The sequence below is a fragment of the Gordonia sp. CPCC 205515 genome (assembly GCF_048537925.1).
Taxonomy (GTDB): domain Bacteria; phylum Actinomycetota; class Actinomycetes; order Mycobacteriales; family Mycobacteriaceae; genus Gordonia.
Genome location: NZ_JBCLVJ010000008.1, coordinates 240,225 through 252,353 on the forward strand (window position 1 = coordinate 240,225; position 12,129 = coordinate 252,353).

General features: G+C 66.5%; 9 protein-coding genes. 6 read left to right on the plus strand and 3 right to left on the minus strand.

The features are described 5' to 3' along the window. The first annotated feature begins 9 nt into the window (after window positions 1-9). Window positions 10-1,251, plus strand: coding sequence for a cysteine--1-D-myo-inosityl 2-amino-2-deoxy-alpha-D-glucopyranoside ligase (mshC, locus tag AAFP30_RS13080; protein ID WP_419230349.1), 1,242 nt, complete (start codon window positions 10-12; stop codon window positions 1,249-1,251). A gap of 26 nt (window positions 1,252-1,277) precedes the next feature. Beyond that, window positions 1,278-1,586, plus strand: coding sequence for a hypothetical protein (locus tag AAFP30_RS13085; protein ID WP_419230350.1), 309 nt, complete (start codon window positions 1,278-1,280; stop codon window positions 1,584-1,586). Window positions 1,587-1,590: 4 nt separating this feature from the next. On the opposite strand, the gene AAFP30_RS13090 is transcribed toward AAFP30_RS13085, so the two are convergent. Beyond that, window positions 1,591-2,511, minus strand: coding sequence for a PAC2 family protein (locus tag AAFP30_RS13090; protein WP_419230351.1), 921 nt, complete (start codon window positions 2,509-2,511; stop codon window positions 1,591-1,593). Between the two features lie 51 nt (window positions 2,512-2,562). Here AAFP30_RS13090 and metH point away from each other — a divergent pair, with 51 nt between their 5' ends. Together metH and AAFP30_RS13100 are read left to right on the plus strand one after the other, a co-directional pair. Beyond that, window positions 2,563-6,147, plus strand: coding sequence for a methionine synthase (gene metH / locus AAFP30_RS13095; protein ID WP_419230352.1), 3,585 nt, complete (start codon window positions 2,563-2,565; stop codon window positions 6,145-6,147). Between the two features lie 38 nt (window positions 6,148-6,185). After that, complete coding sequence (locus AAFP30_RS13100; RefSeq protein WP_419230725.1) at window positions 6,186-7,601, plus strand: MFS transporter; 1,416 nt, start codon at window positions 6,186-6,188, stop codon at window positions 7,599-7,601. A gap of 5 nt (window positions 7,602-7,606) precedes the next feature. Here the strand turns inward: AAFP30_RS13100 and AAFP30_RS13105 are convergent, their stop codons facing one another. After that, window positions 7,607-8,536: a manganese-dependent inorganic pyrophosphatase gene (locus AAFP30_RS13105; protein ID WP_419230353.1), complete on the minus strand. Its 930-nt coding sequence runs from the start codon at window positions 8,534-8,536 to the stop codon at window positions 7,607-7,609. A 531-nt stretch (window positions 8,537-9,067) separates the two neighbouring features. Next, on the minus strand, window positions 9,068-9,685 hold the full coding sequence (locus AAFP30_RS13110) for a class I SAM-dependent methyltransferase (protein WP_419230354.1): 618 nt from the start codon (window positions 9,683-9,685) through the stop codon (window positions 9,068-9,070). Between the two features lie 491 nt (window positions 9,686-10,176). Here AAFP30_RS13110 and AAFP30_RS13115 point away from each other — a divergent pair, with 491 nt between their 5' ends. Together AAFP30_RS13115 and AAFP30_RS13120 are read left to right on the plus strand one after the other, a co-directional pair. Further along, window positions 10,177-10,632, plus strand: a complete 456-nt coding sequence (locus AAFP30_RS13115; protein ID WP_419230355.1) for a MarR family winged helix-turn-helix transcriptional regulator — start codon at window positions 10,177-10,179, stop codon at window positions 10,630-10,632. After that, window positions 10,629-12,092: an MFS transporter gene (locus tag AAFP30_RS13120; RefSeq protein WP_419230356.1), complete on the plus strand. Its 1,464-nt coding sequence runs from the start codon at window positions 10,629-10,631 to the stop codon at window positions 12,090-12,092. Before AAFP30_RS13115 ends, AAFP30_RS13120 begins: the two co-directional genes overlap by 4 nt. The last annotated feature ends 37 nt before the right edge of the window (window positions 12,093-12,129 follow it).

Consider the following 12,129-nt stretch of genomic DNA (forward strand, 5'->3'; position numbering starts at 1 on the left):
GTGGTGGGCATGCAGTCGTGGCCCGAACCCGCTATCCCGAACGTCCCCGGCACCGGTCCGGCACTTCGCCTCTACGACACCGCCGACGCCGCGGTCCGGCCCGTCTCCCCGGGTGCGACCGCCACCATGTACGTCTGCGGCATCACCCCTTACGACGCCACCCACCTGGGCCACGCCGCCACCTACCTGACCTTCGACCTGGTCAATCGAGTGCTGCGCGACCAGGGCCACGATGTGCACTACGTGCAGAACATCACCGACGTCGACGACCCGCTGTTCGAGCGGGCCGAACGCGATCACGTCGACTGGCGGGACCTCGGTTCCGAGCAGATCCAGTTATTCCGCGACGACATGACCGCCCTGCGGGTGCTGCCGCCGCGCGACTACATCGGCGCGATCGAGTCGGTGAACGAGGTCGTCGAGATGGTCGGCAAGCTGCTCGCCTCGGGGGCGGCCTACGTCGTGGACGACGACGAGTACCCCGACGTCTACTTCCGCGCGGATGCCACCGAACAGTTCGGCTACGAGTCGAACTACGACCGCGCGACCATGGAGAAGTTCTTCGCCGAGCGCGGCGGCGACCCCGATCGCCCGGGCAAGCGGGATCCCCTGGATGCGGTCCTGTGGCGTGCGGCGCGACCGGGCGAGCCGTCGTGGGATTCCCCGCAGGGACCCGGGCGCCCCGGCTGGCACATCGAATGCTCGGCCATCGCCATCAACCGCCTCGGCATCGAGTTCGACGTCCAGGGCGGCGGCAACGACCTGATCTTCCCGCACCACGAGTTCTCCGCCGCGCACGGTGAGGCGCTGTCGGACTCCCGACGCTTCGCCCGTCACTACGTGCACACCGGGATGGTCGGACTCGACGGCGAGAAGATGTCCAAGAGCCGCGGCAACCTCGTCTTCGTCTCCAAGCTCCGGCTCGCCGGCGTCGACCCGGCCGCCATCCGCCTGGCCCTGCTGGCCGATCACTACCGCGGCGACCGCATGTGGACCGACGCAGTCCTCGAGACCGCGCAGGCACGGCTGGCGCGGTGGCGTGCCGCCGCCGCGGCCACCGCAGCTCCGGACGCCGACCCGGTCATCGCCCGCGTCCGGCAGCACCTCGCCGACGACCTCGACAGCCCCAAGGCGCTCGCCGCGATCGACGGCTGGTGCGCGGATGTCGAAGCGGGTATCGGTCAGGACGCCGGCGCGCCGGCCGCGATCGTGCAGGCCGTGGACGCGCTCCTCGGTGTCGGACTCAAGTAGTCGGACCCGGCTAGTACAGTTTTCGCGTGGCACCCAAGCAGGAGATCCAGGCCGACACCACCACCGGTGTGTGGACCGTACAGACCCGAACGTCGACGTACCTCCTGGACTTCGACGAGATGACCCTGCTGCGGGCACCCGGCGTCGGCGGCGACGACAGCGAGGACTGGACGGTCAGCCGGCTGCGGCGTGATTCCGAGGACATTCCGCTGCTCGGGGTGAAGTCCTGTCGCGTCGGCGAATCCGCGCAGTTCTGGGTGCGCGCCGCCGACGATCCCGATGTCCGGACCTGGCGCATCACCACCCCGGTCGTCTCGATCGAACGGATCGGCTGAGCGGTCAGCCGCCGAAGGGCCCCGGTCCGCGGGCGGACCCGCCGGCAGTTCCCGGCCCACCGCCGGGACCGCGACGCTTGAGGTAGCGCTCGAACTCGGCGGCCAGCGCGTCGCCGTCGATCTTCGCCATCACCTCGTCGGTGTCGATCTCGGCGTCGCCGCGTTCCTCGAGCCCGCGGACGTACTCGGCGATCTCCTCGTCGTCCTCGGTCATCTCGGTGACCGCACGCTCCCACTCCTCGGCCTGCTCGGGCAGCGTCCCCAGCGGTACCTCCAGATCGAGGACGTCCTCGACCCGCTGCAGCAGCGACACCGTGGCCTTGGGGTTCGGCGGGGTCGAGACGTAATGCGGCACCGCCGCCCAGAACGACACCGCCGGAAAACCGGCCTGTACGAACAGGTCCTGCAGCACCCCGGTGATCCCGGTCGGCCCCTCGTACCGGCTCTCCGCGAGGTTGAACCGCGCCGCCGCCTCGCTGCTGTAGGCCGACCCGGTGACCGGGACCGGGCGTGTGTGCGGGGTATCGGCAAGCAGCGCGCCGAGCATCACCGAGGTCTCCACCTCGAGTGCCGTCGCCAGGTCCACGATCTCGGCGCAGAACGCCCGCCAGCGCATGTTCGGTTCGATACCGCGAACGAGTACGATGTCACGGTCCGCACCATGGGGGGTGCAGTACGAGATGGATGTGGTGGGCCAGTCGATCCGTCGGGTGACACCGTCGATCTGCTTGACCGTCGGCCGGTTGACCTGGAAGTCGTAGTACTCATCAGCGTCGATATCGACCAGCGGTACCGCGTCCCAGGCCAGCGCCAGATGTTCCACCGCGGCGCTGGCGGCGTCACCGGCATCGTTCCACCCCTCGAATGCGGCCAACAGAATAGGCCTGCGCAGCTGGGGAAGGTTCGACATCTGCTCAGCGTTCACCGAACAAGCCTACGACCGAACCCCGAGAGAGGGCGAACTACGCTGTCAAGCATGCCGACACCCGCCATCGAACCGACCGACTACGACACGACATTCCTGACGGCGATGTCGCGTCGGGTGCTGATCGGCGACGGGGCGATGGGCACCATGTTGCAGGCTGCCGACCTGACCCTCGATGATTTCAACAATCTCGAGGGCTGCAACGAGATCCTCAACGACACGCGCCCGGACGTCCTTGCGAGCATCCACCGCGCCTACTTCGAGGCCGGCGCCGACGCCGTCGAGACCAACACCTTCGGCTGCAACCTCTCCAACCTCGGTGACTACGACATCGCCGACCGGATCCGGGAACTGTCGTACAAAGGGACCGGCATCGCGCGTGGCGTCGCCGACGAGATGGGACCGTCGGCCGACGGTACCGCCCGATTCGTCCTCGGTTCCATCGGTCCCGGCACCAAACTGCCCAGCCTCGGGCACACCACCTTCGAGGTCATCCGCAACGCCTACTACGAGTGCGTCGCCGGCATGCTCGACGGCGGTGCCGACGCCATCCTGATCGAGACGTCGCAGGACCTGCTGCAGGTCAAGGCCGCCGTCGTCGCCGCACGCCGGGCGATGAGCGATCTGGGCCGCAACATCCCGATCATCAGTCACGTCACCGTCGAGACCACCGGCACCATGCTGCTCGGTTCGGAGATCGGTGCCGCACTGGCCGCGATCGAGCCGCTCGGCGTCGACCTCATCGGCCTCAACTGCGCGACCGGCCCGGCCGAGATGAGCGAACACCTGCGCTACCTCTCCCAGCACGCCCGCATCCCGGTATCGGTGATGCCGAACGCCGGTCTGCCGATGCTCGGCCCGAACGGTGCCGAGTACCCGCTGCAACCCGACGAACTGGCGACCGCACTCGGCGATTTCGTCACCGACTACGGCCTGTCGATGGTCGGTGGCTGCTGTGGCACCACCCCCGAGCACATCCGGCAGGTCGCGGAACGGGTTACCGAACTCACCCCGGCCGACCGTCGTCCCGAGCATGTGTCCGAGACGTCGTCGCTCTACACCGCGGTGCCGTTCGATCAGGACGCCAGCATCTTGATGATCGGCGAGCGGACGAACTCCAACGGCTCCAAGGCTTTCCGCGAGGCGATGCTCGCCGAGGACTATCAGAAGTGTCTCGACATCGCCAAGGACCAGACGCGCGACGGCGCGCACATGCTTGACCTCAACGTCGACTACGTCGGACGTGACGGGGCCGCCGACATGACCGCGCTGGCGAGTCGCTTCGCGACGTCGTCGACGCTGCCGATCATGCTGGACTCCACCGAACCCGAGGTGATCCAGGCCGGCCTGGAAGCCCTCGGCGGGCGGTGTGCGGTCAACTCGGTGAACTATGAGGACGGTGACGGTCCCGATTCGCGGTTCGCGCGGATCATGCGGCTGGTCGTCGAACATGGTGCGTCCGTGGTGGCGCTGACCATCGATGAAGAGGGGCAGGCGCGGACCGCCGACTGGAAGGTGCAGGTCGCCGAACGACTGATCGCCGACATCACCGGCAACTGGGGTCTCGCCGAAGAAGACATCATCATCGACACCCTGACCTTCCCGATCTCCACCGGGCAGGAAGAGGTGCGACGCGACGGCATCGAGACCATCGAGGCGATCCGCCGGCTCCACGAGACCCATCCGGACGTGCACTTCACCCTCGGCATCTCCAACATCTCGTTCGGCCTGAATGCGGCTGCGCGACAGGTGCTCAACTCGGTGTTCCTGCACGAATGTGTGCAGGCAGGCCTGGACACCGCGATCGTGCATGCGTCGAAGATCCTGCCGATGAACAAGATTCCCGACGAACAGCGGGAAGTCGCGCTCGACCTGGTCTACGACCGCCGAGCCGAAGGCTATGACCCGCTGCAGCGGCTGATGGAGCTGTTCGAGGGTGTGTCGGCGGCGTCGGCGCGCGAGTCCCGCGCCGCCGAACTGGCGAAACTGCCGCTGTTCGAACGACTCGAGCGGCGCATCGTCGACGGCGAACGCAACGGCCTCGAGGACGACCTCGACGAGGCCATGAAACAGGTTCCGCCACTGCAGATCATCAACGAGACCCTGCTGTCGGGCATGAAGACCGTCGGCGAACTGTTCGGCTCCGGCCAGATGCAGCTGCCATTCGTGCTGCAGTCCGCCGAGGTCATGAAAACCGCAGTGGCCCACCTCGAACCGCATATGGAGTCGACCGGTGAGGACGGGAAGGGTCGGATCGTGCTGGCCACCGTCAAGGGCGACGTCCACGACATCGGCAAGAACCTGGTCGACATCATCTTGTCCAACAACGGATATGAGGTCGTCAACCTCGGCATCAAGCAGCCGATCAACACGATCCTGGAAGTCGCCAACGACAAGAGGGCCGACGTGATCGGCATGTCGGGCCTGTTGGTGAAATCCACGGTGGTGATGAAGGAGAATCTCGAGGAGATCAATTCCCGTGGGGTGGCCGACGCCTACCCGGTGCTGCTCGGTGGTGCGGCGCTGACCCGTGCCTACGTGGAGAACGACCTGACCGAAACCTACGACGGCGACGTGCATTACGCGCGCGACGCCTTCGAGGGGCTGCGGTTGATGGACGAGATCATGGCCACCAAGCGTGGTGAGGGTCCGGCGCCGGACAGCCCGGAGGCGTTGGCGGCCAAGGAGAAAGCCGCCGAGCGCAAGGCCCGCCATGAGCGGTCGAAGCGGATCGCCGAGAAGCGCAAGGCCGCCGAGACCCCGATCGAGATCCCGGCGCGATCGGATGTGGTGAGTGACAACGACATTCCCACACCGCCGTTCTGGGGCACCCGCATCATCAAGGGTGTGCCGATCAACGACTACCTGCAGCTGCTCGACGAACGCGCCCTGTTCCTGGGGCAGTGGGGTCTGCGTGGTGTGCGGGGCGGCGACGGTCCGTCGTATGAGGATCTCGTCGAATCGGAAGGCCGTCCGCGTCTGCGGTATTGGATCGACCGGCTCGCCACCGAGGGCATCCTGCAGCACGCCGCCGTGGTGTACGGCTACTTCCCGGCGGTGAGCGACGGCGATACCGTGCATGTGCTGAGCGAACCGCGCCCGGACGCCGACGTGCGCTACAGCTTCGGCTTCCCGCGCCAGCAGCGACCGCGATTCCTGTGCATCGCCGACTTCATCCGGTCCCGCGAGGACGCGGAGAAGGCCGGCCAGGTCGACGTGTTGCCGTTCCAGCTGGTGACGATGGGGCAGCCGATCGCGGACTTCGCGAACACGCTGTTCGCCGAGGACGCCTACCGCGACTACCTGGAGGTGCACGGTATCGGTGTGCAGCTCACCGAGGCGCTGGCCGAGTACTGGCATCAGCGGGTGCGCAGCGAACTGACCGTTGCCGGCACGTCGTTTGCGGGTGAAGACCCCGAGAACACCCAGGGCTTCTTCGACCTGGAGTACCGCGGTGCGCGCTTCTCCTTCGGTTACGGCGCCTGCCCGGACCTGGACGATCGTGCCAAGATGATGGATCTGCTCGAGCCGGAGCGGATCGGTGTGGTGCTGTCGGAGGAGTTGCAGTTGCATCCGGAGCAGTCGACCGATGCGTTCGTGCTGCATCACCCGGAAGCGAAGTACTTCAACACGTGAGTGCGGGTGAGCGGACGCCGGTGGGGGCCGACGACCAGATGACCGATGCCAAGCGCATGATCATTCTGGCGACCTGCTGCCTGAGTCTGCTCATCGTCGGGATCGACTCGACGGGCCTCAATGTGGCGTTGCCGTCGATCGCGGCGGATCTCGGTGCGTCGACGTCGCAGCTGCAATGGGTGATCGATGCCTACACGTTGGTGCTGGCGAGTTTGCTGATGCTCGGTGGTTCGCTCGGCGACCGGCTCGGGCGCAAGCGCATCTTCCTCACCGGGCTGACCGTGTTCGCGCTGGCGTCGATCGGCGCTTCGCTGGCCACGTCACCGGAGATGCTCATCGGCGCCCGCATGGTGCAGGCCGTCGGCGGATCGATGCTCAATCCGGTCGCCATGGCCATCGTGACCAACACATTCACCGACCCGGCGGCCCGCGCCCGTGCCATCGGTATGTGGGGTGCCGCGTTCGGGCTGAGCATGGCGCTGGGGCCGGTCGTCGGCGGTGCGTTGGTGCACGGATTGGGATGGGAGTCCATCTTCTGGCTGAACGTCCCGATCTGTGCGATCGCGATCCTGCTGACCTTGCGGTACGTGCCGGAGTCCCGGGCGGAACGGCAACGACGACCCGATCCGGCCGCGCAAGTGTTGCTCTTCGTCTTTCTCGCGACCCTGACCTTCGGGATCATCGAGGGCAACGAGTTGGGCTGGGGTTCGGTCGTCACGCTCGGCTCCTTCGTGATCGGGGTGGTGGCCTTCGTCGCGTTCCTGCTCGTCGAGTCGCGCCGGGACGAGCCGCTCATCGATCTGCGGTTCTTCGGGAGCGCCCCGTTCAGCAGTTCGGTGATCGCGGCTCTCATCGCCTTCGCCGCGATGGGCGGGTTCCTGCTGCTCAACACCCTGTACCTGCAAGATGTCCGCGGCCTGAGTCCGTTGCAGGCCGGTCTGATGACCCTGCCGATGGCCGGGGCCATGGCGATCTGCGCACCGCTGTCGGGGCGCATCGTCGCGAGTCGCGGTGCGCGGCTCCCGATGATGATCGCGGGCGTGGCCACGACACTGTCCGGTCTGATGCTGGTCGCCATGTCGGACACCACCAGCTTCTGGTATCTCGGGTTCGCCTACGCCGTTCTCGGTGTCGGAGCCGGACTGGTGAATGCGCCGATCACCAACGCCGCCGTATCCGGGATGCCGAAGGAACAAGCCGGCGTCGCGTCGGGGGTTGCGTCGGTCAGCCGTCAGGTGGGCACGTCACTGGGTGTTGCGGTCTTCGGCGCCATCGCCTTTGCGCAGGTCGACGAATCTGCGACCGACGATCTGCGCACCGGACTCGCCGATGCCTCGCATCCCGCGTGGATGCTGATGGCGGTGCTGGGTGTCGCGCTGGTCGTCGTCGGCTACGCGTCGACCGGGGAGTGGGCGCAGCGCACCGTGGAACGCACCCGCGCGAAATTCCTCTAGCGGGACTACTGGGCCAGCGCCCGGGTCAACTGCGGCACAATCTGCTTCTTACGTGACACCAGACCTTTGGCGAAAGCGTGTCCGTCGCGGATCGTCACAGTGAGGGCGGCATCTACCGCGTCGAGGGGGTCGCCGACCACCAGGACGTCGGAGTCGGTGGTCAACACGTTGGTGATCAGCAGCAGGAACAGGTCGTAGCCCGCATGCTCGGCCTCGGCGCGCATCGCCGCGAGAAACTCGTCGCGGCGGTCGAGGATGTCCGTCGGGTCGACGGTATTCAGTTGCGCGAGGCGGACTTCGGTGCCACTCATGGTGTAGCTCTTGGCGTCTCGGCCGATCAGTGTTGCCGGCTGCGCATCGCCGAGGTCCGTGCCGGCGCGCAGGAGATCGGTGCCGTAGGCGTCGGGGGAGATGTCGGCGATCGACGCCAGATGGGCGAGGGCGTTGCGATCGGCGTCGGTGGTGGTCGGGGAGCGCAGCAGCAGGGTATCGGAGATGATCGCCGACGCCATGATGCCCGCGGTGTCGCCGGGGATGGGGATGTCGTTCTCGTCGTACATCCGGGTCAGGATGGTGCAGGTGCAGCCGACGGGTTCGGCGCGGAAGTACAGCGGCGCAGTCGTTTCGAAGTTGGCGATGCGGTGGTGGTCGATGACCTTGTGCACGGTGAGGTCGGCGATGTCGGCGACGCTCTGCTGGCGTTCGTTGTGGTCGACGAGCATCACGTCGGTGGTCTCCGGCGCCGCGCGTTCGATGACACGCGGCGCTTTTAGTCCGAAATGATCTAGGGCATAACGGGTTTCGGCGTTGGGCTTACCGAGCGCAACGGCCTGTGCGTCCTGCCCCAGGGCCTGCTCGAGGCGGGCGAGTCCGATGGCGGCGCCGATCGCGTCGGTGTCGGGGTTGCGGTGCCCGAACACCAGAATGGTGGACATGGTGTCGAGCCTACGTCGGCTGTTGACGTGGTGGCAGAAGAACCGTGCCGACCGGCGCGCCGAATGGTGGCGACGATTGAGCTGGGCGTTTGACCACGCTCTGAGCACCGATCCAGTCGAGTCCGGTTTCGGATGGGTGGTCGTCGAGCACGTCGCCGAGTCGGGATTGGCGACGGAGCCGGATTCGAGGCTGTTCAATGCGATCGCCGAAACGTGGCTTCACGGCGATAATGAACAAACAGGTCGGAGGAGGTCCTGATGACAACGGATGAGGTCCAGCACGTTCCGAGTGTCAGCGGGGGCCGACACCACGCTCCCAGTGGCCCGCGAAAGAGTCTGTCGTCGTTGTACACCGCTGCTCGGATCGCTGAGTCCACTGGTAAGCGGACGGGTCTCCCGCTGAGTCAGCGAGCGCAGGAGCTGCTCGAGGAGCAGCGGCGCGCCGCCGACGGCGAGAGTTGACACCGAACAGTTGTAGTTCATCAACAGTTGTATGAATCCAACTGTTGATGTGGATGCATGGTGTCAAACCTACGTCTGCTGTGTGAAGTGCGTGGGTTGCTCGTGCTTTCGCGCCACTATCGCCCCATGCGGTCGCGCGCCCGGATCGTGGCGGGACTGCGTGGCGGTGACGGCGAACCCGGCCCGCCTGAGTCGGTGCGAGAGATCGTGTATCGGCCAGAAGTAGGCGGTGGTGACGGCGTGGTCGAAGAGTGCCACGCGGGAGCTCTCGAAAAACCCGATCAGCACCGTGCCGCCCGGCCGCAGGGCTCGCGCGAACTCATCGAAAACGGCGTCAATGTCGTTGGGCGCGAGGTGGATCAGTGAGTACCAGGCGAGGATTCCGCCGACCTCGGCGTCGGATACGTCGAGGTCTTCGGCACTCCCCAGGCGATAGCTCGACCTGGGAAACGCCCGACGTGCGTGGTCCACGAACTCGACGACCGGGTCGATGCCGACGACATCACAGCCGTTGTCGGTGAGCCACGACGTCCAGTGACCGGGGCCGCACCCGACGTCGAGAATCGGTCCGTAAACACCGGCCGCCCAGCTGCCGATGAAATCCCGGTCGAGCGGTGACGTGGCGTTGATGGAGCCGAACAGGTCTATGTACTCGGACGCGCGCGACCCGTACGGTTTGCCGCCCATCTCGGTGTCCACAACCCACAGCCAACCGCATGTTGTGCACAGGTGCCGATCCGACACGAGTCTTGTCGGACGGCGGGATACAGTGTCGTCATCTTCAGCGGGAGTCTCCGAGGTCGGGCAGTCGATGTGCCGAGGCCGACTTCGGAGTCCTCATGCTTACCCATCTTGCACAGTCCCGGTTGGCCACCAGGCCCGACGACGAGTTGTTCCAGAAGGTGGTCGAGCTGTGGCTCGGCGACGATAATGGCACGGTAGAGCCGGGAAGGGGTGCGCCATGACGGCAGAACAGGGCAAGCACGGTCAGCGAGCCGACGGTCTGCAGTTGAGTCAGTCGTCTCAGTACGCCCTCGCTCGCATGGCCGAGCATGCCAGCAAACGGACGGGCCGCCCCTTGAGTAAGCGGGTGCAAGAGCTCCTCGCTGAGCAACGCGCATTGGAAGACGAACGCTAGTTGAGTTGACACAAACCAGTTGTAGTTCTACAACAGTTGTATGAATCCAACTGTTCCGGCGGATGCTGGGTCCTCGGTGCCGACGGCGACCGAAGTGTGGTTCGCGATGAACAGCCTGGTGCGCGATCAGGCGAAGTCGTCGCGCGACCGTATCAGCGCGGTCATCGACATCCCGTTCAGCCGCTTCCGCGCGCTGCGTCGGATCGCGGTACGCGATCTGACCCAGCGGGAGCTCGCCGAGCGGCTCGGTGTCGACGCGCCGGCGGCCAGCGGCATCGTCAACGACCTCGTCGAGCGCGGACTGGCCACGCGCCGGCCACATCCGACGGATGGACGCTGCAAGCTCGTCACGATCACCGAGGAGGGTCGTCGCGCGGTGGCGGCGGTCACCGAGGACCCGGCCACCGCGCCGCCGATGTTCGCCGCACTCGATGCCACGCAACTCCGCACACTGGCCGACCTGCTCGAATCGTTGCGTGTGGCGGCCGACGGATGAGCGTCGCCGCCACGACTCAGGTGGTCGGCGAACTCTCCGCACGGCACCGCAAGATCATCCTCGCGACCTGCTGCCTGAGCCTGTTCATCGTCGGTATCGACGTGTCCGCGGTCAACGTGGCGTTGCCGTCGATCAGCACCGATCTCGGTGCGACGCCGGCGCAGCTGCAGTGGGTCATCGACTCCTACACCCTCGTCATCGCCAGCCTGCTGACCCTCGGCGGGTCGATGGGCGACCGGCTCGGCCGCAAACGTGTCTTCCAGGTCGGACTCGTGGTGTTCGCGGTCGGGTCCATCCTGTGTTCGCTGTCGACGTCGCCGGAGATGCTGATCGGCGCACGCATGCTGCAGGCCGTCGGCGGCTCGATGCTGAATCCCGTGGCGATGTCGATCATCACCAATGTCTTCACCGACCCCAAGGAACGCGCGCACGCAATCGGCATGTGGGCGGCGGCAATCGGCGTGAGCATGGCCCTCGGTCCGGTGGTCGGCGGCGCCCTCGTCGACGGCATCGGCTGGGAGGCGATCTTCTGGCTGAACGTCCCGATCTGTCTGCTGGCGATTGTGCTCACCGCCCGCTTCGTCCCCGAGTCGAAGGCCGAACGTGCGCGTCGGCCCGACCCGCTGGGGCAGGTGCTGATCTTCGCCTTCCTCGCCACCCTCACCTACGGCATCATCGAAGGCCGCGGACTGGGCTGGACGTCGGGCGTGGTGATCGGTTGCTTCGTCGTCGCGATCTGCGCGGTCACCACGTTGATCTGGTACGAAACCCGCCGGACCGAACCGCTGTTGGATCCGCGGTTCTTCCATAGCGCACCGTTCACCAGCGCCATCGGCACCGCGGTGATCCTGTTCGCCGCAACCGGCGGATTCCTGTTCCTCAACACGCTCTACCTCCAGCAGGTGCGCGGTATGTCACCTCTGGAAGCCGGCGCGATGACGCTACCGATGGCGGTCGCCAGCGCTGCCTTTGCGCCACTCGCCGGACGGTTGGTGGCGGCGCGGGGTGCCCGCGTGCCGATGGCGATGGGCGGCCTCGCGATCGTCATCAGCGGCGTCATGTTGATGATGGTGCGCACCGACACGAGCCTCTGGTTCATCGGCGTCGCCTACATGTTCTTCGGCATCGGATCCGGTTTGGTGAACGCCCCGATCACCAACGCCGCCGTCTCCGGCATGCCCAGATCCCAAGCGGGACTGGCATCGTCGATGACCTCGACGGGCCGGCAGGTCGGTACATCGCTGGGTGTGGCGGTGTTCGGCACGCTCGCGTTCTCCGGGGTCGACGGATCGGTCGCCGACGGACTGGCCGCGGCAGCCCGCCCGGCGTGGCTGATCATGGCGCTGGTCGGGATCGCGATCACCATCCTCGCGGTGGTGTCGACGTCACGCTGGGGTGCCGCGACGGCCGCACGCACGCGGGCACTCATCGAGGCCGACACCGGCGAATCGATGGCCTGAACCGGACCCACACGAAACCGGGCTGAACCTGGCAGCG